The 22697-nt window shown below is 64.0% G+C and carries 18 protein-coding genes; 5 read left to right on the forward strand and 13 right to left on the reverse strand.

The window, feature by feature from the left end; all coding sequences use genetic code 11:
• Nucleotides 1-39: 39 nt before the first annotated feature.
• The gene (locus NRG23_RS02240; RefSeq protein ID WP_257373606.1) at nt 40-906 is read left to right on the forward strand and encodes a phytanoyl-CoA dioxygenase family protein; all 867 of its coding nucleotides are present in this window, start codon (nt 40-42) and stop codon (nt 904-906) included.
• 48 nt (nt 907-954) lie between these two features.
• Here NRG23_RS02240 and NRG23_RS02245 read toward each other — a convergent pair whose 3' ends face one another.
• From NRG23_RS02245 to NRG23_RS02255, 3 genes are all read right to left on the reverse strand, one after another.
• Nucleotides 955-2298: an erythromycin esterase family protein gene (locus NRG23_RS02245; RefSeq protein ID WP_257373608.1), complete on the reverse strand. Its 1344-nt coding sequence runs from the start codon at nt 2296-2298 to the stop codon at nt 955-957.
• Between the two features lie 304 nt (nt 2299-2602).
• Nucleotides 2603-3016: a CBS domain-containing protein gene (locus tag NRG23_RS02250; protein ID WP_062825908.1), complete on the reverse strand. Its 414-nt coding sequence runs from the start codon at nt 3014-3016 to the stop codon at nt 2603-2605.
• An 83-nt stretch (nt 3017-3099) separates the two neighbouring features.
• Nucleotides 3100-3279, reverse strand: a complete 180-nt coding sequence (locus NRG23_RS02255; protein ID WP_080748292.1) for a general stress protein — start codon at nt 3277-3279, stop codon at nt 3100-3102.
• A gap of 256 nt (nt 3280-3535) precedes the next feature.
• Between NRG23_RS02255 and NRG23_RS02260 the strand changes: the two genes are divergently transcribed.
• Nucleotides 3536-3673 (forward strand): hypothetical protein, encoded by a 138-nt coding sequence (locus NRG23_RS02260; protein WP_257373609.1) that lies wholly within the window; start codon nt 3536-3538, stop codon nt 3671-3673.
• A gap of 411 nt (nt 3674-4084) precedes the next feature.
• Here the strand turns inward: NRG23_RS02260 and NRG23_RS02265 are convergent, their stop codons facing one another.
• The 3 genes from NRG23_RS02265 to NRG23_RS02275 all read right to left on the reverse strand — a co-directional run bounded on the left by NRG23_RS02265 (nt 4085) and on the right by NRG23_RS02275 (nt 7318).
• Nucleotides 4085-4585: a DUF4142 domain-containing protein gene (locus tag NRG23_RS02265; protein ID WP_038578970.1), complete on the reverse strand. Its 501-nt coding sequence runs from the start codon at nt 4583-4585 to the stop codon at nt 4085-4087.
• A gap of 419 nt (nt 4586-5004) precedes the next feature.
• Nucleotides 5005-5892 carry a GntR family transcriptional regulator gene (locus tag NRG23_RS02270; RefSeq protein WP_081361449.1) on the reverse strand — a complete coding sequence of 296 codons (888 nt, stop codon included), beginning with the start codon at nt 5890-5892 and terminating at the stop codon, nt 5005-5007.
• A 109-nt stretch (nt 5893-6001) separates the two neighbouring features.
• Nucleotides 6002-7318, reverse strand: coding sequence for a CitMHS family transporter (locus tag NRG23_RS02275; RefSeq protein WP_257375117.1), 1317 nt, complete (start codon nt 7316-7318; stop codon nt 6002-6004).
• A 336-nt stretch (nt 7319-7654) separates the two neighbouring features.
• Here NRG23_RS02275 and NRG23_RS02280 point away from each other — a divergent pair, with 336 nt between their 5' ends.
• The 3 genes from NRG23_RS02280 (at nt 7655) to NRG23_RS02290 (ending at nt 12226) form a co-directional block, all read left to right on the forward strand.
• Complete coding sequence (locus NRG23_RS02280; RefSeq protein ID WP_257373610.1) at nt 7655-10261, forward strand: aconitate hydratase; 2607 nt, start codon at nt 7655-7657, stop codon at nt 10259-10261.
• A gap of 29 nt (nt 10262-10290) precedes the next feature.
• The gene (gene prpF, locus NRG23_RS02285) at nt 10291-11439 is read left to right on the forward strand and encodes a 2-methylaconitate cis-trans isomerase PrpF (protein ID WP_081361452.1); all 1149 of its coding nucleotides are present in this window, start codon (nt 10291-10293) and stop codon (nt 11437-11439) included.
• A gap of 82 nt (nt 11440-11521) precedes the next feature.
• Complete coding sequence (locus tag NRG23_RS02290; RefSeq protein WP_124311260.1) at nt 11522-12226, forward strand: ABC transporter substrate-binding protein; 705 nt, start codon at nt 11522-11524, stop codon at nt 12224-12226.
• A gap of 233 nt (nt 12227-12459) precedes the next feature.
• On the opposite strand, the gene NRG23_RS02300 is transcribed toward NRG23_RS02290, so the two are convergent.
• The 7 genes from NRG23_RS02300 to NRG23_RS02330 all read right to left on the reverse strand — a co-directional run bounded on the left by NRG23_RS02300 (nt 12460) and on the right by NRG23_RS02330 (nt 22666).
• A complete protein-coding gene (locus NRG23_RS02300; protein ID WP_257373611.1) occupies nt 12460-13173 on the reverse strand; it encodes an SGNH/GDSL hydrolase family protein in 714 nt (237 codons plus the stop codon).
• A 100-nt stretch (nt 13174-13273) separates the two neighbouring features.
• Nucleotides 13274-15766 (reverse strand): TonB-dependent siderophore receptor, encoded by a 2493-nt coding sequence (locus NRG23_RS02305; protein ID WP_257373612.1) that lies wholly within the window; start codon nt 15764-15766, stop codon nt 13274-13276.
• 34 nt (nt 15767-15800) lie between these two features.
• Nucleotides 15801-16304 carry a RidA family protein gene (locus NRG23_RS02310; protein ID WP_110176584.1) on the reverse strand — a complete coding sequence of 168 codons (504 nt, stop codon included), beginning with the start codon at nt 16302-16304 and terminating at the stop codon, nt 15801-15803.
• Between the two features lie 37 nt (nt 16305-16341).
• Nucleotides 16342-17916, reverse strand: coding sequence for an FAD-dependent oxidoreductase (locus NRG23_RS02315; protein ID WP_257373613.1), 1575 nt, complete (start codon nt 17914-17916; stop codon nt 16342-16344).
• A 34-nt stretch (nt 17917-17950) separates the two neighbouring features.
• The gene (locus NRG23_RS02320) at nt 17951-20098 is read right to left on the reverse strand and encodes a TonB-dependent receptor (protein WP_257373614.1); all 2148 of its coding nucleotides are present in this window, start codon (nt 20096-20098) and stop codon (nt 17951-17953) included.
• 424 nt (nt 20099-20522) lie between these two features.
• The gene (locus NRG23_RS02325; RefSeq protein ID WP_257373615.1) at nt 20523-21482 is read right to left on the reverse strand and encodes a D-isomer specific 2-hydroxyacid dehydrogenase family protein; all 960 of its coding nucleotides are present in this window, start codon (nt 21480-21482) and stop codon (nt 20523-20525) included.
• Nucleotides 21479-22666, reverse strand: coding sequence for an acyl-CoA dehydrogenase family protein (locus tag NRG23_RS02330; RefSeq protein WP_257373616.1), 1188 nt, complete (start codon nt 22664-22666; stop codon nt 21479-21481). The genes NRG23_RS02325 and NRG23_RS02330 overlap by 4 nt, the downstream gene beginning before the upstream one ends.
• Nucleotides 22667-22697 lie beyond the last annotated feature (31 nt).

Consider the following 22697-nt stretch of genomic DNA (forward strand, 5'->3'; position numbering starts at 1 on the left):
TCCTGCAGATTGATGCGACCCACTCCCAGGAGCCAGTCGATGACAACCACAACCTTGCCCGAGCGGCACGACTACATGAGCAGCGGATGCGCCAGGACCTATCGATCGACCGCCGGTACCCAGCCCGCCGTGCCCGCCGCGCAGCTCGATGAACTGATGGGCCAGCTGCAGCGCGACGGTTTCGTGGTGCTCGAACGGCTGTTCGATGACCAGCAGGTTAGCCGCATGCGCGAGGACCTGCTCGATCGTTTCTCCCACACCGGGCGCAACTCGTTCGAGGGCGCACGCACCCAGCGACTGTATGCGGTGATTGCGAAAACCCGGGGCTGCGATGCGCTGGTGGAGCATCCGCTGATCCTCGGCCTGCTGGACCGGCTCCTCGCGCCCAATTACCTGCTGTCGCAACTGCAGGCGATCAATATCCTGCCGGGCGAGTGTGCCCAGCACCTGCATTACGACGATGCCTTTTACCCCATGGCGCGCCCACGGCCGCCCTATGGCGCGGCGACGATCATGGCCCTCGACGACTTCACCGGCGACAACGGCGCTACCGTGGTGATTCCCGGCAGCCATCTCTGGGACGGGCGCCTGCCCACCGCCGCCGAACAGGCCGCCGTGCTGCCGGTGGTCATGCCCAAGGGCTCGGTGGTGTTGTTCCTCGGCACCCTCTGGCATGGTGGCGGCGCCAACACCACCGACGCGCCACGCCTGGCGCTGACGGCGCAGTACTGCGAACCCTGGGCGCGCCAGCAGGAGAACTTCATCCTGTCGACCCCGCGCCACGTCGCCCGGCAGTGCAGTGAACATATCCAGCGCATGCTGGGTTACTCGATCCACGCGCCGTTCATGGGCATGGTCAATGGCATGCACCCCAAGCGCATGCTGGAAGAGCCAGAGGGGTATTGAGCACAGGCCAGACGGGCCATGAAGAGGCTTCATCGCAAAGACGCAGGCCTATACCCCGAAAGGAAAGGTGTCTTCTTCATGACTGAGGCCGGCTACCACCGGCAACGGCGTGAGGGCACTGGTCGTTTCGAGCCAGACCAGCGCATCGAACTGCTCGCCCAGGTCCGCTTGGAAATAGTGACTGTGGCGCTCCGTCGCGGGCCGGTAGATGACCCCGATCGCCCGCTCCAGCAGCGGCTCGGACAGCGCCTGGCGCAGGTCTTCGCGCTCGGGCGGGCGCCAGTCGGTCAGCGAGGCGGGGATGCCCGCCAGGAGAAACTGTTGCTCCCAGCTGTCGGCGAGGGAAGGCCGCACATCCTTGATCCCCATCTCGCCGTCCCAGTCATCGGCGGCCACGACTTGGCCGCGGTCGGTGCTCATGCCGATCAGCACGGTGCCGTCGCCATAGGCGGTGCGGCACAACTGGCCGATGTTGAATTCGCCGCGCCAGCCCATGTCGGTGGCCGCCGCGTTGCCGATATGCGAGTTGTGCGCCCAGACCACAGCCTTGGCGCCGGCGCCACGGTGGGCGAGCAAGGCCTGCAAGGTGTCGAACATGTGCTTGTCTCGCAGGTTCCAGGAGGCGGTCGAGCTTCTGAACATGGCCCGGTAGTACTGCTCGGCGGAACGTATGACCCGCGCATTCTGCGTGGCACTGAACAGCGCTTCGGGGTTCGCGGCCAGGCGTTCGCTCAGCAAGGTGTTCAACTGCTGCACCACCGCTTCTTCGCAGGAAGCCTCATGGCCGCGCTCGACGGAATGCCCATACAGGGTCGGGTCGTCCTGCCAGGGCGTCAGGCAGCCATAACGCCGGCGCGCTTCACGCGCCAGCTGCGGGTCGGTGCTATCGAGGTAGGCCAGTACTTCGCCGATGGAATTGCGCAAGCTATAGACATCGAGTCCGCGAAACTCGATGCGCAGGTCCGCGGGCAGGGTCCGGTTGTAGCGGTGCAGCCAACGGGTGAAGTCGCACACCTCGACGTTGCGCCACATCCAGCTCGGAAAGCGGCTGAATGCCTGCTGCCTGGCGGTCGACGGGCCCAGGTCGCGTACACGCCGGTCGATCTGCCCGGCGTCGGGCCAGTCGGCCTCGATAGCGACGATCATGAAGCCGTGGTGGGTGATCAGGCGTTGGGTGATGGCGGCGCGGGTTCGATAGAACTCCCGGGTGCCGTGACTGGCTTCGCCAATCAGCACCACCCTGGCGTCCGCATAACGGTCGAACAGCGCGCCGAAAGCCGCGGACTCGAGTGGGGGCAGCGGTTCGGCATAGCGCCGCAGCAGGGCCTGGAGCGTATTGGCAGGTTCCTTGCCACGCCCGGAGATACCCTGCCGGTCTTTGCGTGGATTCATGGCGCCGCCTCCTTCCAGGTAGAGGATGGGAATTGCCAGGGTCGATACAGAGCAGACGTCGCCGCCGGCAGGGTGTTCCCGCCCGGAGACCGAAGGTCAGCCGCTCAAGGCCTGGCTGCCGCGACAGCATGCATGACCAGGCTGGCACAGGTTCATCCAGGCCATAAGAGGTTTGAACACGGATTTTTCCGGTCTGTACCACGCAGAGGACGAATGCGCGGGAAAACCCGGGGCCGGCGGCTGCCAGCCCACCGGGTCAATACCGGCCGTGGCCGCTCGGCCACAGCCGTCTGGGGCCAGGATATCAATGGGCCTTGGCCACGCCCTGCAGCACGGTGCTGTTGGCATCGCGATCGTGGGCCTTGACGATATTGCCCAGGGACACCACGCCCACCAGGCGTTTCTGCCGATTGACCACCGGCAGGCGCCGCAGCTGGATATCGGCCATGTTGCGGGCCACTTCGTCGACCTCCTGGTCGTCGAAGCAATAGCGGATGTCGCTGCTCATCACGCTGCTGATCGGCATATCGCAGCTTTGGCCCTTGGCCACGGCACGAATGACGATGTCACGGTCGGTGATCATGCCGACCAGCCGGTCCTCGTTGTTCACCAGGATGGCGCCGCTGTCGATGCTGGCCATCATGTTGGCGACTTCCCGCAACGTCTGTTCGGGGCGTGCAGTCTGCACGTCACGGGTCATGACTTCAGAGATCTTCATCAGGGTTCTCCTCGAAAGGCCGGGCCGTGGTGGCCCGGCATGAGAGGCAAGGGCCGGGGCCCTTGCACGGTGGGGCTCAACGATCAGCTACGTCCTCCGCGGGCGCCGCTGGGTTGGCCGCCTTTCTTGTTGGCGTCCGACGCTTTCTGCCGGTCGTTGGCAACGTTGCCGCCCGATGCCTGGCCACCTTTCCTGCCGGCTTCGGATGCTTTTTGACGATCGTTCGCAAAATTCCCGGGATTGGAATGTCCGGTGTTGGCCATGATTCGCTACCTCTTGGTCGATTGAATTTCGCTCGCAATTGCAGCAAGCACTAATTGGGAGTGCCGTTTTTTTTCAAAAGTTGAAATTTGTTCGGCGGCGTACGACGAGTGGTTAGCCGCTGGTGGAGGGGGCGGTCGAGGGGGCTTGCTGTCCGTCTTCGGCAAACTTTTCTGAACGTCGTCCGCCTGCTCCGAGTCAGTGTGCTTATGAGGCGCTGCCCGTCCGCGGCGCCGATTTGCCCCCTGGAGCCACGCCATGAACCTGACCCGAGTGTTATCGCTGCTGTGCTGCCTGCTGGTCCTGCAAGGCTGTTTTGAAAACACCGAGGATAAAGACAAGGACAATTCGAAATCCTCGGTGCAGATGACCCAGCCGGATTCCGACAAGAAGTGATCCGGCGCGGCTGCTGGCGCCTGGCTTGCAGGGTCCTCGTCGGGCCAGGCCGGCAGCGGAGCGCCGAGCTGAACATTGGCGCCCGATCGCGACTCGAAAGTCTATCGGCCATCAACAGAGGAGAACGGTCATGATCAGCGAACGCAAGGCCTCGGTACTGGAGGCCTGGAAGATCCTGCTGGAGGACCGCGGCTACCGTGCGGACTCGCCCGACGCCTGGCATCAGGCGCTGCTGGAGGCGGCGGAAAACATGCTGCGCAGCGGCGTGATCGACCAGGCCGGCTGGCTCGAGCTCAAGGACCAGGCCAACGCCGCCTATGAGCGGGCCATCGAGGAGCCGTGGCGCAAAGGGTCGCCGATCCGAAGGCCTGAGCCGGCAAACCCCGCGCTCAGGCGGGGTTTGCGGGTGCTTCACTTAGTCTTGGACTGCAGGTGCCTGGCCATGTCCAGGTGGTCCTGCAGCTTGGGCAGGGTTTCCTCGGCGAAGGCTTTCAGGTCCGGCTTGTCCGAAGACGCCACTTCTTTCTTGAACAACTCCACGGCCTTCTCATGGGCCACTACCTGGTTGTCGGCATAGGCCTTGTCGAAGGACTCGTCGCGCATCTCCAGGATCATTTGCTTGGCCTTGGCCGTTAGCGAGGCTTCGTCCGGGATCCGGATATCGAGTTTTTTCGCCAGCACCAGCAGTTCCTGGTTGGCTTTGCTGTGATCGCTGATCATCTGCGTGGCAAATGCCTTGACGTCCGCGGAGGCGCTTTTTTCCAGGGCCAGCTTGCTGCTTTCGATTTCGTTGATCCCGGCTTGCGCGGCCTCTTCGACAAAGTCACTGGAGCTCATCGCCATTGCACTTGAAAGGCTTCCTGCGCTCAGCAGGAACAACAGGCCCATTTGTTTCATCAGCAGGTTGTTCATGTTCTTTCTCCGTTCGTAGCGACAGGTGTCGCCTGACGGTTGATAGGGGCGCCGCGGCAAAGGTTTAAATTTTTTCCAGGTTTTTTGACCGGATACACGGTGGTGCAGGGGGGACCGATCGCCCGTCGGTTGTCAGGGTTGGTTTCAGCAGGTCATGGGTCGACGATCATCTCTTCCTGGCTGGGTATTCACGCCAATACCGACGAGTTCACCAAAGTCACCTCCGGGGCCGTCGAAGCGGTGGGCGGCGACGATCTCGGGGCAACGCGGGTCGCATCGGGCACTATTTCTCGAGCTCTAATTGATCTTAGTGTTGATATAAGTCAATTTTTGAATGAATACCTGGCCGATAACGACAAGGAAGGGGGCGAAGAAAGGCACGCGACAGGATTGTCGCGCGCATGGGAACGACAAGGAGATCATTCGAACAGCGCGGGGTCTACTTTCTTCCGTCTCGCCTGTTCCAAGTGCTTGCGCATCTGGTCGGCGGCGGCCAGGCGATCGCCACGCTCCAGGCAATCGAGGATGAGCAGGTGCTCCTCGGCCTGACCCTTTCGCGGCGCGCGGGTGCTGGCCTGTCGGTATTCGACCAGACGCCGCAACCGGTCCAGGCGGTGGACGGTCTGCTGCAGGAAGCGATTGCCGGAACAGGCCGCCAGGGTCTCGTGAAACTGCGAGTTGGCTTCGAACAACTCCTGCGCCGTCATCGTCAGGTAACCGCCATTAGCGATGTATTCCTGTTGGCGCCGGCAGGCGTCGAGGGTTTCGCGATCAATCGCGAAGGTGGGTGACAGCAGGCCGGCGGGCTCGATGGTTGCGCGAAAGGCGTAGCTCTCCTCGTAGGCCTCCACTGAATCGATCATGGGCAGAATGCGCCAGCCCTGGCCGGCCCGCTGCTCCATCCAGCCTTCCTGCTGGATACGCAACAACACGGCTCTGAGTGCGGTCCTGGAAACATCGAAACGACGCATCAACTCGATTTCGGTGAACAGTTCGGGAATCTTCCTGCGAAGTCGCAATTCTGCAATCTGCAGGTACAGGGGGTCGTCGCTGTTGCCCATCACTTGCGAGGCAAGATCGCTCAGTTCGTCGCTGGAGCGGGCGAGAAAGAATCCCCGGTTGCGATCGTGAGTGAGCATTCCCCGTTCGACCAGATGATTCAGGGCAAACTTGACCGGTGTCCGGGACACATTCAGTGCCAGGGCCAATTGCGACTCGACAAGGTGCTGGCCGATATCAAAACGTTCACGCCGTACGTAAGACACGATGTCGCGCGCGATGCGCGCCTGAAGAGGGCTTAAAGACATGCGATTGAAGAACCAGGAAGGCTGACCAGGGGAGCATTCTAGCGTTTCGCCAGGCCAAGGGGCAGGGGACGTGAAGGGCTGTCTCCTGCCATGGCGAGGGTTTTATCCGCTATTGCATCTGGTACAGCGGGAAGGCTCCAAATATCAAGCCGCCAGCGAGCAGCCCGAAGCTTGCGAAAACCGCCCACCTGAGCGCGAAACGCTGGTGGTCGCCCAGGTCGACCTTTGCCAGGGCGACCAGCAGGTAGAGGGACGGCACCAGGGGGCTCAGCAGATGGACAGGCTGGCCGACCACCGAGGCCCGGGCTATTTCCAGGGGAGTGATTCCATACTCAGTGGCGGTCTGTGCGATCACTGGCAGGATGCCGAAGTAAAAGGCGTCATTGGACATGAAGAAGGTGAATGGCATGCTGACCAATGCCGTGAATACCGCCAGGAACGGGCCGAAACTTTCCGGGACGACATGGAGCAGGCTCTTGGCCATGGCATCGACCATGCCCGTTCCGGACAGGATTCCGGTGAAGATCCCGGCGGCGAAAATCAGCGCGGTGACGGCCAGGACATTCGACGCATGGGCGGCGATACGTTCCTTCTGATGTTCGATGCTGGGGTAGTTGATCATGATCGCCAGCGCGAAACCCACCATGAAGAGCACCTGGATCGGCATGGCGCCCACCACCAGGCAAGCGATCAGGGTCAGTGTGAGTATCAGGTTCGCCCAGAACATCTGCGGCCGGCGATGCCGATCGCATTCTTCTGCCGAGCCATTTCCCAGGGCCATCGAACCGTTGTGAAAGTCCTCCAGGTGCACCACGCCCAGCCGGGCGCGTTCCTTCTGGCCCAGGACGATGGCCGTGAACACCAGGCAGCCTGCGCCCATCAGCATTGCGGGAATCATCGGCAGGAATATTTCCAGCGCATCCACGTGCAAGGCCGCCGCAGCCCGGGCCGTAGGCCCGCCCCAGGGGGAAATGTTCATGATGCCGCTGGCGATATTCACCACGCAGACCATTCCCAGCACATTCATGCCAAGGCGCTGGTAAAGAGGCAGAAATGCCGCGCAGGCGATCATGTAGGTGGTGGAGCTGTCACCATCCAGGGACACCAGCATCGTCAGTACGGCCGTACCTACCAGAACCTTCAGCGGATCGCCCTTGACCAGCGCCAGGATACGGCGCACGAGCGAGTCGAACAGACCCGCGTCGATCATGATGCCGAAGTAGAGAATCGAGAACGTCAACATCACGCCGGTTGGCGCGAGCGTCTTCACGCCATCGAGCATCATGCCGCCCAGGCCGGCGTAGTGCCCGCCGAGCAAGGCAAAAATAATAGGTACCAGAATCAGGGCGATCAGCGCGGACAGGCGCTTTGTCATGATGAGGTACATGAAACAGATGACCATCGAAAAGCCAAGGATTGTCAGCACGGCCGGACTCCTTTTTTTTGTATGCGCAAAGCCCCTCGCCAGCATGCAAAGCGACGTTGGCAGGGCCTGAATGCTTTAGATCGAAGTGTTTTCTGGCGATGCAGAAGGCGGAGGGCGGTTAGCGGATGGCGTGGAAATCATGGTGAACCTCGAATTTCTTATGGTTGTTTTTTCGCTGTGCCGCTGACATGCCGAAGGCAGGCCGGTGATCGAAATCATCAAGGCGAGCGCGGAGGCGAATCGAATCGCAGGCGACAAGATTCGACTTCAGATTGATCTATATTTTAATAAAGTGCAATATTGCCCTCACAAAAACACCACCTGTGAGGATTTGCCATGCCCGAGTCAAAGGGTCGAACCATTTCAGCCAACGGCCTGGAATACCGTGTCAGCGACATTCGCGGGATTGTGACCGACCTTGGCGGCGACTATGCGAAGCTGCCCTACAGCCTGAGGGTCCTTGCCGAAAATGTCCTGCGTGGTGAGTCGGATCCTGAAGCCGGATTAAGAGTGATCTGCAGCAGATCGAAGGAATTCGACATTCCGTTCAGGCCTGCTCGGGTAGTTCTGCAGGACCTGCTGGGAACCCCGGCTTTGGTTGATCTGGCCGGCTTGCGCGATGCGGTCGCCGAAAAGGGTGGGAATCCGCGCTCGGTCAACCCGGTTACGCCTACCCACCTGGTGGTCGACCACTCGTTGAACGTCGAGCGCTGGGGGGACGCCAGAGCACTGGCGGACAACGAGGCCATCGAGCGCGAACGTAACGCCGAACGCTTCCAGTTCCTGGATTGGTGCAACAAGGCATTCAGCAACCTTTCAATCATCCCGTCGGGCAAAGGCATCCTTCACCAGATCAACCTCGAACGCCTGACGACTGTTATCGGTACCCAGCGTCGTGGCCACGAACTCTGGGCTTTTCCCGACACGCTGGTGGGCACGGACAGCCACACCACCATGATCAACGCCATTGGCGTGCTGGGCTGGGGTGTCGGCGGTATCGAGGCCGAAGCGGCCATGCTGGGAAAACCCCTGATGTTGCGCCTGCCCGAAATCGTCGGTGTACGCCTGGAGGGCAAGCTGGCCCAGGGTTACCTGGCCACCGATATCGCGCTGGCCCTGACTGAGTTGCTGCGCAAAGCCGGTGTGATCGGTGCATTCCTGGAGTTCTTCGGTCCTGGTGTCGATCAGCTGTCGCTGGCCGACCGGGGGACCTTGTCGAACATGGCACCGGAGTTCGGCGCCACCGCCGCCCTGTTCGCGATCGACGAACGAACCTTGCATTACCTGCGCATGACCGGCCGCGGCGGCTCGATTGCCGGCCTTACCGAGGCCTATGCCCGTGCTCAGGGGCTGTGGCATGACAGCCTTGAACAGGCCGAATACGACCGCGTCGTGACCCTTGATCTCGGTTCCGTGGCGCGTTCGATCGCCGGCCCCAAGCAGCCTCACCAACGCATCGTGCTGGGGCGCAAGGCCGCCGCCGCGAACACTCCCACGGGGCTGGACACTGGCTCTGTCGTGCTGGCTGCCATCACCAGTTGCACAAACACTTCCAACCCTCGCGGTGTCATCGCCGCCGGTCTTGTCGCACGTAACGCACGCCGACGAGGGTTGAAGCGCGCGCCCTGGGTCAAGACCTCCTTCGCTCCCGGGTCGAGGGTCGTGGCGGATTATCTCGAGCGATCCGGTCTGAACGAGGATCTCGACGCCCTGGGCTTCAACCTGGTCGGTTATGGCTGCACCACGTGCAACGGCATGTCCGGACCATTGCTCAGCCCCGAGATCGAAGAACAGATCCGGACACGCCAGCTCGACACCGTGGCCGTCACATCCGGCAACCGCAATTTCGAGGGGCGCGTTCATCCCCTGGCCCGAGAAGTCTTCATCATGTCGCCGCCCCTGATCGTTGCCTATGCCATTGCCGGCAGCTACCTGATCGATCCCGAGAAGGACGCTCTGGGCGTGGATACTGAGGGCATGCCTGTCTATCTGCATGAGCTTTGGCCCAGCGATGAAGAACTCATGCGCATCGAGACAGAGAACCTCACCGCCGACCTGTTCGACAAAGCTTATGAGGACGTACCTCGGGAGGCGGGGCTGATTGCCAGTGATTTGCGCGCAGGCGTAAGCGATCAATACGCCTGGCAGGCGGACAGCACCTATATTCGCAAACCGCCTTACTGGAGCGCCGGGTTGACCGCGACGGATACGACGTCGGACCTGAGCAGGATGCGCGTGCTGGCGATGCTTTCGGACAATATCACCACCGACCATATCTCCCCATCCGGCGCGATCCTGCCGGAAAGCGACGCGGGGCAATACCTGCAAGAGCGTGGAATCGCCATGCCTGACTTCAACTCCTATGGCACTCGCCGAGGCAATCACGAGGCGGCCCAACGGGCCACGTTCGCCAGTCCCCGGCTGAAGAACGAGTTGCTTGAAGACGGCCGCGAGGGCCCCTGGACGCTACTGCTTCCCGAGAAGCAAGTGACGACCATTTTCCAGGCTGCCCAAGCCTATGCGGCGCGCAAGCAGTCCCTGATCGTTGTCGCGGGCAAGGAGTACGGCAGTGGTTCCTCACGGGACTGGGCCGCCAAAGGCCCGCGCCTGCTGGGTGTGCGGGTGGTGGTGGCGGAAAGCTTCGAGCGTATCCACCGCACCAACCTGGCCGGCCTGGGCATTCTGCCGCTGCAGTTCGAGGACGGCGTATCGCGCCGCAGCCTGGGGCTGACGGGCCACGAATTGTTCAGTGTCGAGGGCATCCCCGATGACTTCGAGCCGGGTGCGAGGGTCACCTTGGTCATCGAACGCGAGAATGGCCAGACGCAACGTGTCGCTGTGACCAGTCGCCTGGATACCTTCGAGGACGTGCGTTACTTCCGCAGCGGTGGCTTGCTGCCACAGTTGCTGACCGAAAGCCTGAAGGCCCCATCCATCCCTTGATACGCCGTCGATGTGCAGGAGAATTGAATATGACTCAGAGACGTATTCCCGCTGTTTACATGCGTGGAGGGTCGAGCAAGGGAGTGTTCTTCCTTGATGAACATCTGCCGCCGGCCGGTGCCGAGCGCGATGCAATCCTGCTGCGGGTGATCGGCAGCCCGGATGCCTACGGCAAGCAGATCGACGGGATGGGTGGGGCGACTTCGAGCACCAGCAAGGTGGTGGTCATCGGCAAATCCGCTCGCGAGGATTGTGACGTGGATTACTTGTTCGGGGCCCCGGCCGTCGAGGCCCCGGTTATCGACTGGTCGGGGAACTGCGGCAACCTGAGTGCGGCAGTCGGCCCGTACGCGATTTCCGAAGGGCTCGTCGAGGCCCCGCGCAACGGCACCGCCGTGGTACGGATCTGGCAGGCGAACATCCAGAAACGCATCATTGCGCATGTCCCGATGCATGACGGCGAGGTGCAGGAGGAGGGCGACTTCGTTCTCGATGGTGTAGCCTTTCCCGCCGCCGAGGTGGTGCTCGAGTTTCTCCGCCCCGGGGGAACCGACGGCAACATCCTGCCTACTGGCAATGCGCTTGACGAGCTGGACATCCCAGGGGTGGGACGCTTGCCGGTGACATTGCTGAATGCCGGCAACCCGACCATTTTCGTCGATGCGGCTCGCTTCGGGCTGAGCGGCACCGAGACCCAGGAACAGGTCAACGGCGATAGCGCCTTGCTCGCTCGACTCGAAAGCATTCGTGCCCATTGCACAGTGGTCATGGGGCTGGCAGAAAGCGCCGAAGAGGCTACGCGCCTGCGTCCCCATACGCCAAAGCTGTGCTTTGTGGCCAGGCCGCAAGCCTATCAGGCTGCGGGCGGCAAGCAGGTGCAGCCCGAGGATATCGACGTGATCGCGCGCATCTTGTCCATGGGCAGACTGCACCACGCAATCACAGGGACCGGCGCGGTCGCCGTGGCGGTGGCCGCGGCGCTGGAGGGGACCCTGGTCAATCGCATTGTCGGGGATATCGGTGATCGCCAGGTGCGGATGGGACACACCGCGGGGAGCGTCGCCGTCGGGGCGCAAACCGTCCTGGAACAGGGACGCTGGAGTGTCGACAAGGCCGTCATGAGCCGCAGTGCCCGACGCTTGATGGAAGGTTGGGTATGTATTCCTGAAGTGCTCTGAGCGATGGACGCCAATGCTGATCCGGTTCGGCATTGGCCCCCTTATTAGCCGGAACCATCCCGATCAGGAGGAGTGAGTCGCCATGAAACACGACATTTCGGCGGTGCAGAGCGAGCTGGCGCCAAGCGGTTGCTTGCGCGTCGCAATCAATCTTGGCAACCCGGTATTGGCGCAGCGAGACGAGCTGACGGGCCACCTGGAAGGCGTTTCCGTCGCACTGGCCAAGCGTTTGGCAATGGTATTGGGAGTGCCTTGCGAACTCACGGCCTATGACGCTGCCGGCAAGGTATTCGCCGCCTTGGAAAACGGCAGTTGGGACCTGGCGTTCCTGGCCATTGATCCGCTGCGGGCACAGAAAATCGCATTCTCGTCACCCTATGTGGTCATCGAGGGGACCTACCTGGTCGACCGTGACAGTGACTATCGATGCACGGCCGACCTGGATCAACCGGGCATCGAGATCGCAGTGGGGCAAGGCGCCGCCTATGACCTTTATCTGTCTCGTACATTGACCGAGGCAACACTGCGCCGTGCCCCGACTTCGGCTGGGGCGGTCCAGTTGTTTGTCGATCGACAGCTGGATGCAGCTGCCGGGGTACGACAACCCCTGGAGCGCTTTGCCAACGAGAACCCGCACACACGAGTCCTGGCCGATAGCTTCACTGAGATACGCCAGGCGATGGCCGTTCCGGGAAACAGACCCCTTGCAGCCGCTTATGTGCAGGAATTCATAAAGACTCAGATTGGAAATGGCTATGTCGCCCTGGCGCTGAAAAAAAGCGGGTGACCGCGTAGAACGGCAGCAGGCGGATGCCGGCGCGGCCATCCGCAGGCTGCGGGCGCGCGGGGTTCAGTGCACCTCATGGGAGGCGGAACTGTATGAGTTTTGCGATCGCCAGGTCGCAGATCAGCACCCTGGCCAGCCGCTTCGATGGGGTGTGGAAGCACGACATGGAGGCCGATCTGGCACAGGCTCGTGTTTGCCTGGGATGGACTGCGGCCGTTTGCGATCCGGTTGACTCAGCGGTTGCAGCGCTGGCGAATCACCTGCGCGGCGTCATCCGCGAGGATCCGGTAGAGCACCGGGGAGGGGTGGAAGCCGTCGCCGGCCATCAGGTTGGCGGCCGGCTGGAAGCGGGTCGCCAGTAATGTGCAGTGCTCCTGGCCGTCCAGCAGCTCGGCCAGCAGGCTGTTGAAGCGCCGGGCCCTGAGGCCCAGGTACCAGCGCAGTGGCTGGGGCAGGGCGGGGAACAGGTGCATCGGCGGCACGGGCAGGAAGACGATGTGCCGGGCCTCGAAGCGCTCGCTCAAGAGCGCGATCAGGCGCGAGATCCGTGCCTGCCATTCGGCTGTGGCGACGGTGCTGGTGACGTCGTTGACGCCGATGGACACCAGGGCCACATCGAAGGGCTCGGCCGGGCCACCGTCCAACAGCTGGAACAATTGCTGCGAATCCAGCCCGGACTGTGCCCGCAGTTGCCATGACAGCTGGAAGTCGCCGGCCAGCCCGGCCACCAGCCGGCCGGCAATCGCCTCGTCCTGGGTGCCGGCGCCGACACCCGCCGCCGCGGAGTCGCCGAGGATCAACAGGCGCAGGGCCGGCCCGTTGGCGTCGTTGTACCCGCCCTGGCGCGGGCCTTCGGCCTCCGGCAACTTGGGGGTGACCCAGCGGGTGTAGAGCCCTTGGGCGAGTAACAGCGGCCCCAGGGCCACCTTGGCGAACACGTCAGTCATGGGCGGTTACGCTCGCGGTAAAAAGGGCGACGCCTGGGGCAGGAACCCAGCGTCGCGTCGAAGCCCGGCGCCCGCGGCATTACCTCTGCCGCGGGGCACCTCAGAAGGCATATTGCACCCGAGTGTAGTAGTAACCGCCGGTGAAGCCGAAGGGCGAGTAGCTGCCCCAGTTGTCGCCGAACGACGAGTTGCTCACCCCGATAGGGTCGGGGTACTTGTCGAACAGGTTCTGCGCGCCCACCGCCACCGTCAGCTGCTTGTCGACGGCATAGGCCACGTCCAGGTCGGTGATCCACTTGGCCGAGTACTCGCGGTCCAGGTCCGGGTTGCTCGAGCTGTTGACCTCGGTGTAAGTGCCGTAGCGGGTCAGCCGCAGGTTGACGTCGAAGTCGCGGATCGCCCAATCGGCGGAGAAGATCATCTTGCTGCTGGGCGAGGTCTTGGTGAGCAGCGCCCGCGACTGCCGTCCCAGCAGCTGGAAGTTGCTGCCCAGGGCGCTCAGTTGCGCGGGGGTGTCGCTGACGCTGAGGATTTGCGTGTGGTTGTAGTTCAGCGCCGCGGTCCATTTCACCGCGCCGTAGCGGGCCAGGTCCTGCCGGTAATTGCCCACCACATCGACCCCGGAAGTGCGGGTATTGGCGCCGTTGGTGAAGTACTGCGCGCCGGCGGTGGCGGGCACGCCGATGCTGTCGAGCAGGGCGGCCACCCCCGGGCCCTGGAAGCGTTCGCTGAGCACCAGGCGGTCGCGCAGGTTGATCACGTAGCCGTCCACGGTCAGGCTCAGGTCGTCGCTGGGGGTCAGGGCAAACCCCAGGCTGAAGTTGGTCGAGCGCTCCGGCTTCAGGGACTGCGCGCCCAGCGCCTGGGCGCCGGCCGAATCCACCGGCAGGATCACGTAGTTGTAGGACTGGTAGACGCCATTAATGGTGTCGAAGCCGGTCGAGCGCGCGGTGAAGATCTGGTTGGCCAGGGACGGCGCGCGAAAGCCGTTGCTGAGGGTGCCGCGCAGCGCAAACACCGGGTTGAACTCATAGCGGGTGCTGAGCTTGCCGCTGCGGGTGGCGCCCACGCCTTCGTTGTAGTGCTCGTAGCGTGCGGCGAGGCCCACATACCACTGCTCCACGGGGTAGAAGCCCAGGTCGATGTAGCTGGCGACGCTGTTGCGGCTGATCTTCTGCTCATCCTCGGGGCTGATGCCATTGGTCACCTGGGCGCCCGGATCGGGGCGTTGCCCGGCGCGCGGGTGGCCGGCGGGGAACACATAGCCGCCATCGAGATAGGAGGCTTCGGAGCCGGCGCGGGTCTCGTAGCTTTCGCGCCGGTGCTCGAAGCCGAAGGCCAGGTCCAGCGGCTTGGCCAGGCCGATCTCGTAGCTGTGCTTCAGGTCCAGGTTGCTGGTCAGCTGGTCGGCGATATAGATGCCGGAGGTGAACTTGTTCGGGGTGTTATCCCCCAGGGACGGGTTCTGGTTGTCGTAGGTGCGCTGCTTGGCGTAGTTGCGCCCGTAGGTGCTGCTCAGGTCCCAGGCCCAGCCGCCGAAGTCCTCGCCCTTGGCGCCGAACGCCGACTGGAAGTCGGTTTCGTTGATCAGCCAGTACGGGCTGTAGCCGTTGGGATAACCATTGGGGCCGGTGGTGATGGTGTTGCGGCCGTTGGGCAGGCGGAAGTTCTGGCCGTCGTTGTTCTCCCGGGTGGCCAGGGTGGAGAACGAATACAGGGTCACGGCGTCGTTCAGCGGCAGGTCGAGGTTGTAGCCGACATCGGCCAGCTGGCTGCGGGGCAGGCCGTAGCCCTTGTAGGTGTGGTGGCTGGCACCGGCCTCGCGCGGGTCGGGCGAGCCGTCGGCCAGCGGGTAGTAATGGCTGCTGTAGCCGTTGCTGCCAGCCTTGTTGTCGCGCTCCTGGTAACGGGTGTCGAGGGAGACATTCAGGACCCCGGCCTCGCCGACCTGGAAACCGTAGTTGAGCGCCTCCTGGGCGCTGCCGCGCTTGCCGTCGTAGCCCTGGCCGAGGGTGGTATCGGAACTGCCGCCGGTGGTCTGCTTGAGGATGATATTGATCACCCCGGAAATCGCGTCCGAACCGTACTGCGCCGCCGCGCCGTCGCGCAGCACCTCGATATGGTCGATGGACGCCACCGGGATCAGGTCGAGGTCGCTGGGCGCCGCGCCGCTGTTGATGCCGTTGATGTTCAAGGTGGCGCTGGTGTGCCGGCGCTTGCCGTTGACCAGCACCAGCACATGCGAGGCGGTAAGCCCGCGCAGGGTGGCCGAGCGCACCACGCCGCTGGCGTCCCAGCCGGCGCGGTCGGGCAGGTTGAAGGACGGGATGAACTTGCTCAGCGCTTCCAGCAGGCTGGGTTTGCCCACCGCCCGCAGTTGTTCGCCGGTGACCACGTCGATCGGCGTCGGGCTGGTGGTCACGGTGCGTTCGGTGGCGCCACGGTTGCCCGTGACCACCACCGTGTCGAGGGTCGGCGAGGCGCTTTCGGCGGCCCCCAGGTTGGATGAAGCCAGGCCGCAGGCAATCGACAGCGGCAGCAACAACGGGCGATAGACCGTTGCAGTACGTCGGGCAGTTGAGCGCTTGAGCATGAGAGGGGGCTCCTGAATATCGGCTAGGTCCGGGTCACTTCTTGCGCGCGGCGACGGCTTCGATTTCCACCAGGCCGCCCGGCAGCGGCAGGGCGACCACCTGCACCGCGGTGCGCGCCGGCTTGTGCGGCTGCTCGGCGCTGCCGAAGAACGGCGAATAGCCTTGCTGCAACCCGGCGAAATCCAGCTTGCCGCCCTTGGCCGGGTCGCCCACCAGGAACACCCGCAGCTGGATCACGTCCCCCAGGTCGAGGCCCTGGCTGCGCAGCACGCCCTTGAGCTTGTTGAGGATCGAGGTGGTCTGGGTCGCGGTGTCGCCGTAGGCGGCAAAGGAATCCTTCGGCGCTTGCGGGTCGTGCAGGTCGGCGAGCAGGCCGCTGACGAACAGCAGCTCGGTCTGCGCCGGCACCGCCACCGCCAGGGAAATCGGGAAGTTGGAGTTGGGCAGGGCGATGCGCTTGATCTCATCGGCGTGGCTGAGGCTGGTGAAGGCGGTGGCGGTCATGAGCAGTCCTGCGAGCAGCGTGGTGGTTTTCATCGGTCGGTCCTTCTGTCTTGGGGAAAAATGGGGGGAATCAGGCGGCCACGCCCGGTTGCTGGCGTTCGGCATGGCGGCCGATCAGGCTGACGATGCGCCGCGCCGAATCGGCGGCGCTGTTCTGCCAGATGCCGACGCCGCCATGGGCCAGGGCATCGCTGGCCAGGTAGGTGCGGCCCTGGGGCTGGTTGAGGATGTGGTAGGCCTGCTCGCCGACCTCGTCGTTGACGATCCACGGGCCTTTGCTGAAGGGCACCTTGGACCAGTTGATGGCCACCGGTTTTTGCAGCTTGGCGCTGTGCCCGGGGTGCAGCAGTTCGACGGCCTGGCGCGAGGAGGCGAACTGCTCGGCCAGGGGTTTGCGGCTGAAGGCCTGGGCCGCTTCGCTGGTGTTGTAGGCGGCGACGAGGATGCCCTGGGCGCTGTTCAGCCGGTCGCTGGGGTACCACAGGCCTTTGACTTCATGGTCCAGGTAGGACAGCCCGCCGAAGATGTTGAAGTCGGTTTCCCAGAAGCGCGGCGATTGCCAGGCCACCTTGTTCGCCTGGTCGCTCTGGGCGCTGAGGATCGCCTGCTTGAACGGCGTGCTGAAGTTGTTCGGCAGCCTGGCCAGCAGCGGCAGGGGCACGGTGACGATGGCGTAGTCGGCGCTCAGGGTCTGGCTCTTGCCGGTCTGGCGGTCCTTGTAGGTGATGCGGCTGCCTTGCTCGGAGGTCTGGATGTCGCTGACCTCGGCGTGAAAGCGCACCGCGTCCTTGAGCTGGTCGTAGAACGCCAGGGGGATGCGGTCCATGCCGCCCACCGGCTGGAACATGGTCGAGGAAAACTCGGGGATTTCATCGAACACCAGTGCGCCCCACAGCTTGGGATTGAGCAGGGTCTGCAGCTGCAGCGGCGCGCGGGTGATGCCGGTCTGGTCGCCGGCGCCGGGCAGGCGGGTGTAGCCCGAGCGCACCGAGCCCTGGTATTTGAAGTCGGCATTGAGGTCGCCATAGACCTTGAGGAAGTTCAGCAGCGCCTGGCGGTCGTCGGCGCTCAGGTCCTGGTCCAGGGCCTTGCGGCTGACACTGCGCGCCAGCAGTTCGGATAGCTGGCCCCGGCTGTCGTTGACCGCCTGGCGCAATTGGAACGCCGGCTGCCGGGCGTCCGGCAAGGCCAGGGCATTGCGGCTGCTGTTGACCAGCACTTGCAGCTCGACGCCCAGCTCGCGGCAGTAGCCGAGGAGGGTCTGGTGATGGCTGGGAATGCGCGCCGGGCCGGCGTTGAAGAACTGCCCCTCATCGAAGTCCACGGTCTGGCTGACGCCGTCGTCGAACTCCACCTTGGTGCCGCGGCGCAGGGTCCAGTTGCGTCCGCCGACCCGCTCGCGGGCCTCGAGGATGGTCACGCCGAAACCGGCCTTGCGCAGTTCATAGGCGCTGACCAGCCCGGAAATACCGGCGCCGACCACCACCACATGCTTGCCTTTTCCGCTGCTGCCCAGTTGCAGCGGGTCGAAAGCCGCTGCCACGGCCTTGGGCGCGAGCCCCAGGGCATCGAGGGCGCCGACGGCGGCGGAATAACCACCGACGGCGGCGATACGGGAAATCAGTTGCCTGCGGGTAAAAGCCATAAGGTACTCCTTGGCGTATTTGCCGATGAGGGGGTCAGAGGTCGTAGCGCACGGACAGCAAGAGGGTTCGCGGGTCGTTGACGGCGTAGTAGCGGGCGCCGCTGGACGGCACGTAGCCGACCGACTGCGGGTAGGCGCGGTCGAGCAGGTTTTTCACCGCCAGGGTGGTGGTCCAGTGGCCGTCGCCGGAGATGTAGCGGGTATTGGCGTTCCAGAAGGTCTGCCGGGGGATTTCCTGGATGTCGTCGTTCAGCGCGTTGGCGTAGGACTTGGTCTGGAACTGCGCATCGGTGCCGGCCAGCCAGGTGCCGGGCAGGCCGGCGGGAAGGGTGTAGTTGAGGCCGACGCTGGTGTTCCAGCGTGGCGAGAACACCAGCTGCTTGCCGTTGGCATCGACCCCGGCGCCGCTGGCGTTCTCGAAGTCGTCGTACTGGCTTTGCAGGTAGCCGAGGTTGAAGGTCAGCTGCAAGTCGTTGGTCAGGGCGCTGAGGGTTTCCAGCTCGACCCCGTAGGTGTGGGCCTGGCCGACGTTGGTGCGCAGGCTGACGCCCAGCGCCGGGTCGTAGGCGTTGGTCTGCAGGTCCTTGTAGTCGTTGTAGAACAGCGCCAGGTTGGCCCGCAGGCGGCGGTCGAAGAAGTCGCCCTTGAAGCCGGTTTCCCAGGTGGTCACGTCTTCCGGGGAAAACGCCTGCTCGGCGGCGGCGCGGGTCGGCGCGCGGTTGTCGTAGCCACCGGCCTTGAAGCCCTTGGCCACGTAGGCGTATTGGTTCAGGTGCGGCGTCCAGGCGTATTCGAAGCCGAGTTTCGGGCTGGTGGACTGCCAGGACTTGCTCGAATCGGCGCTGAAGTTGGTACCGGTGATTTGCCGGTTGGTGGTAATCGCGTAGTTGTCGTACTCGAAATTCTTGTGCTCGCGGGTAAAGCGCAGCCCGGCGATCAGCGATAGCTGCGGGGTGATCCTGTAGCTGCCCTGGCCATACAGCGCGTAGCTCTCGGTGTGGGTGGTGCTGTACTGGCCCTGGCCGATCACCCGGTTGCGCGCCACCGAGTAGGTGAGGTTGTCGCGCTCGGCGTCGAACTGCTCGCGGTACAGGTACAGGCCGGTGCTGAAGCTGAACTCGTCGTAGTCGCCGTTGAGCTGGAATTCCTGGGTGGCGTAGTCCTGCTTGTAGAGGATCAGGTTGTTCTGGATCAGCGCCGCCTGGCCCGAGTTGTCGTAGTCCACCGGCTGGTGGAAGGCCGAGTAGGCGGTCACCGATTTGAGGTTCAGGTGCTCGTCGATCGCGTAGATCGCCCGCAGCACCGAGCTGCCCTGGTCGAGGCGGTTTTTCGGATCGAGGCTGCTGTAGCTCTTGAACTTGTCGAAGCGGCCGTTGGCATCGAAGGGTGTGTAGCTGGTGGTGTCGCCGCGGTCGAAGGTGCCGGCCAGGGTCAGTTGCACATCCCAGGGCGAATCGTCCGGCTTGTAGCGCAGCTTGCCGCGGTACGACTGGATATCGACGTTGTTCACGTCCTTGCCGCGGGTGGGGTTGGAGACGGTGCCGTCGCGGCTCAGGCGGATCGCCGAAAAGCTGCCGAACAGGGTGTTGTCCACCAGCGGCCCGCTGATCAGCAGGCGGCCGTTCTGGGCGTTGTAGTTGCCGGCGCCGAGTTCGAGGAAACCGCGGGTTTCCTGGGTCGGGTCGCGGGTGATCACGCGGATCGCCCCGGCGCTGCTGTTGCGTCCGTACAGGGTGCCCTGGGGGCCGCGCAGCACCTCGACGCGCTCGACGTCGTTGAAATCGAGCATCGAGGAAATCGCCCGCGGGATGTACAGGTCGTCGGCGTAGACCGCCACGGCCGCTTCCTGGATCGGATCGGTCTCGCCGATGCCACGGATGCCGTAGGTCTGCGCGCTGTAGGAGATCGACTGGCGGCTGAGGCTGAGGTTCGGCACCTGCCCGGAGAGATCGCGAATGCTCTTGATTTGCTTGTCTTCCAGGGCTTTTTCATCGAACGCGGAGATCGCCAGCGGGGCCTTTTGCAGGTCCTCGGCATGGTGCTCGGCGGTGACGGTGACCACTGGCAGGGCGGCCTTGTCGGCGCCCTCTGCGGCGTGGGCCGACAACCCGGCCAGGTTCAGCGAGACGCCCGCGCTGAGCGATACGGCCAGCGTCAGGCGGTGTGCGGTGAAGTGCTGCATGGTGAACCCCAGGTGTGTAGGTTGGCGTTGTTTTTTTCCGGGCAAGGCTGCGCCGGGGCCATGCTGGGAAAGCCATGGCGGCGGGGGGCTTGGGCCGGTTTTCAGGTTCGGGTGGCGCAATTGACCGTGGAGTGGTGTCGGCCGGAAAACGCAATTCCATGGGCCTCCACCTGGTCAGGTGGTCGGTGCTGGATGTAACAGTATTTGTATAAATACGCGGTGTAAAAGTCTGAATAGTTATAAGTTAATTATAAAAATATGTAATTTAATTCGTTGGATAAATGCGTATTCCTGATGTTTTTTTTGGGGAATCCGGAAACCAAATCGCGGGCAAGTCGGATCGCCGCCCGCTCGCTCCTACAGATCACACATAACCTGTAGGAGCGAGGCTTGCCCGCGATAGCGGTGGCGTGTCTGGCGCTACTTAATAACCGCGCTCGAGATTCGCCGGGTTCTCCAACGGCTGCCCGGCAAGAAAACGCTCGAGATTGGCCAGGAAGCCATCGGCGATGTCATGCCCGCTGTTGGTCGAGATTGCCGAGGTATGGGGCGACAGCCGCACCCGCGGGTGGCGGTACAGCGGGTGGCCGTCGGGCAGGGGTTCGGGGTCGGTGACATCCAGCGAGGCCAGGCCGATGCGCCCGCTGTCCAGCGCCTCGAGCAGCGCCGCATCCTCCAGCAGGCCACCGCGGGCGATATTGATCAGGTGCAGGCCGGGCTTGGCGCTGGCCAGCACCTGGCGATTGACGATATGCCGGGTCGCCTCGGTCAAGGGCGCCGCCAGCACCAGATGGTCGCTGCGGGCGAACAGCTCATGGATGTCCCGCGCCGCTTGCACGCCCTCGACCTCGAACGGCGCCTGGCTCTGGCGCAGGGCGAGCACATTCAGGCCCAGGGCCCGGGCCTTGCTCGCCAGGCTGCGGCCGATCGCGCCAAAGCCGAGAATCCCCAGGGTGCTGCCCTTGAGCGGGGTCAGCGCGGTGAAATGCCACTGCGCGTCATGCACCCAGATTTCGGGCAGGTGCTTGGCCGCGGCGAAGATCGCGGCCAGGGCGAACTCGGCGATGTTGTCCGCCGCGTTGCCGCGCAAGGTGCTGACCGGCGGGCCGTTGAACAGCCACCGGGGGTAGAAGTCGATGCCCGATGACACCACCTGGATCCAGCGCAGCGCATAGGGCCAGCCCGGAGGCGGGGTGTCCGGCGCCAGGTAACCACGGACATTGATCGGCCGCGCCAGCAGGATGCTGACCTCGGCCGGCAGGTCGCTGGGCACGCCGGCGGGCACGTCGAGCACCCTGGCTTCGGGGTGGGTCTGCTCAAGGCGCTGGCGGATCACCGCGTTGAAGTCGGCATCCAGTTGGCTGGCGATAACGAGTGGGGTCATGACTTGTCCTTGTTCTGACGCTGGGCGAATACCGCTTTGCCGACGCCTTGCAGCACGGCGTCGTTCTGCGGGGTGTGGACACGACCGCACAGCACATCGCGGTAATGCCGTTGCAGCGGGCTGTGGCGCGACAGGCCGGGGTTGCCGGAGGCCTCGATGGCCAGCTCGACCGCGCGAATCGCGTTGCCGGTCACCAGGTACTTCAGTTGCGCGGCGTTGCTCGCCGGCGTATGGCCCTCGGCGGCGGCATCCAGCAGGCTGCGGTTGGCGAACAGCAGGGTGTCGATATGGCCGACGGTTTCCTGGAAGCGCGGCAGGGTCGCCAGGGCGGCGCCGAGGTTGGACGGTTTGCGTTGTTCCAGCCAGCCCACCAGCCAGTCCCGCGCGGCCTGGGCGATGCCGTCGTAGACCGCCGACAGCAGCACCGCCATCCACAGGAATCCGTCGCCATCCAGCTCCGGCTGCGGCGCGCTCCAGGGGCTGACGCTGACGGCGTGGTCCAGCGGCACCAGCACGTTGTCGAACAGCACTTCGTGGCTGCAGGTGGCGCGCATGCCCAGGTGGTCCCAGTCCTCGACGATGCTGATGCCGGGGGTGTCCTTGTGCACCAGCCAGGCGCCGACCAGCGGGTCTTCGTCGGTGCTGCGGGCCCAGACGCTGAACCAGCTCAGGCCATGGCTGCCGGTGGAGTAGATCTTGCGCCCGCTGATGCGCCAACCGGCGGCGGTACGCCGGGCGATGGTCGCCGGCAGGCCGCCGCGGGCCGGGGTGCCGAGGTCGGGCTCGACCCGCAGGGCATTGATCAGCGCGCCGTCGTGCACCGCGTCGGCGGCCACCCGCAGGCGCAGGGCTTCGGGCCAGCTCTGGCTGTCTTGCAGGCGCGAGTGCTGCAGGTACTGCATCACCAGGATCAGCGCGGTGGAGGGTTCGCCCTTGGCCACCGCGCTGATGACCTTGCGCGCCTGGGCCAGGCTGGCGCCGCCACCGCCCAGGTGCTTGGGCACCGTCAGGGCCAACAGGCCATGCTGATGCAGCAGGGCAAAGTTGTCCCGGGGAAAGGCGCCGCTCTCGTCATACAGGTGGGCCGTGGCGCCCAGTTGCTGGCCGATGCGTTGCAGCAAGGCGTCGAAGTCGGCGACCTCGACCGGGTGCAGCACGGGCGGCAGGGGAGAAGAAAGACTCATGGTGACTTCACTCGATCAAGGAGGCTGGGAG

It is taken from the genome of Pseudomonas sp. T8 (assembly GCF_024610635.1).
GTDB lineage: Bacteria > Pseudomonadota > Gammaproteobacteria > Pseudomonadales > Pseudomonadaceae > Aquipseudomonas > Aquipseudomonas chlororaphis_I.

Bases quoted from the DNA above. Each gene is read 5' to 3' on its own strand.
- NRG23_RS02240 (WP_257373606.1), top strand. From the start codon at position 40: ATGACAACCACAACCTTGCCCGAGCGGCACGACTACATGAGCAGCGGA.
- NRG23_RS02245 (WP_257373608.1), bottom strand. From the start codon at position 2,298: ATGAATCCACGCAAAGACCGGCAGGGTATCTCCGGGCGTGGCAAGGAA.
- NRG23_RS02250 (WP_062825908.1), bottom strand. From the start codon at position 3,016: ATGAAGATCTCTGAAGTCATGACCCGTGACGTGCAGACTGCACGCCCC.
- NRG23_RS02255 (WP_080748292.1), bottom strand. From the start codon at position 3,279: ATGGCCAACACCGGACATTCCAATCCCGGGAATTTTGCGAACGATCGT.
- NRG23_RS02260 (WP_257373609.1), top strand. From the start codon at position 3,536: ATGAACCTGACCCGAGTGTTATCGCTGCTGTGCTGCCTGCTGGTCCTG.
- NRG23_RS02265 (WP_038578970.1), bottom strand. From the start codon at position 4,585: ATGAACAACCTGCTGATGAAACAAATGGGCCTGTTGTTCCTGCTGAGC.
- NRG23_RS02270 (WP_081361449.1), bottom strand. From the start codon at position 5,892: ATGTCTTTAAGCCCTCTTCAGGCGCGCATCGCGCGCGACATCGTGTCT.
- NRG23_RS02280 (WP_257373610.1), top strand. From the start codon at position 7,655: ATGCCCGAGTCAAAGGGTCGAACCATTTCAGCCAACGGCCTGGAATAC.
- prpF (WP_081361452.1), top strand. From the start codon at position 10,291: ATGACTCAGAGACGTATTCCCGCTGTTTACATGCGTGGAGGGTCGAGC.
- NRG23_RS02290 (WP_124311260.1), top strand. From the start codon at position 11,522: ATGAAACACGACATTTCGGCGGTGCAGAGCGAGCTGGCGCCAAGCGGT.
- NRG23_RS02300 (WP_257373611.1), bottom strand. From the start codon at position 13,173: ATGACTGACGTGTTCGCCAAGGTGGCCCTGGGGCCGCTGTTACTCGCC.
- NRG23_RS02305 (WP_257373612.1), bottom strand. From the start codon at position 15,766: ATGCTCAAGCGCTCAACTGCCCGACGTACTGCAACGGTCTATCGCCCG.
- NRG23_RS02310 (WP_110176584.1), bottom strand. From the start codon at position 16,304: ATGAAAACCACCACGCTGCTCGCAGGACTGCTCATGACCGCCACCGCC.
- NRG23_RS02315 (WP_257373613.1), bottom strand. From the start codon at position 17,916: ATGGCTTTTACCCGCAGGCAACTGATTTCCCGTATCGCCGCCGTCGGT.
- NRG23_RS02320 (WP_257373614.1), bottom strand. From the start codon at position 20,098: ATGCAGCACTTCACCGCACACCGCCTGACGCTGGCCGTATCGCTCAGC.
- NRG23_RS02325 (WP_257373615.1), bottom strand. From the start codon at position 21,482: ATGACCCCACTCGTTATCGCCAGCCAACTGGATGCCGACTTCAACGCG.
- NRG23_RS02330 (WP_257373616.1), bottom strand. From the start codon at position 22,666: ATGAGTCTTTCTTCTCCCCTGCCGCCCGTGCTGCACCCGGTCGAGGTC.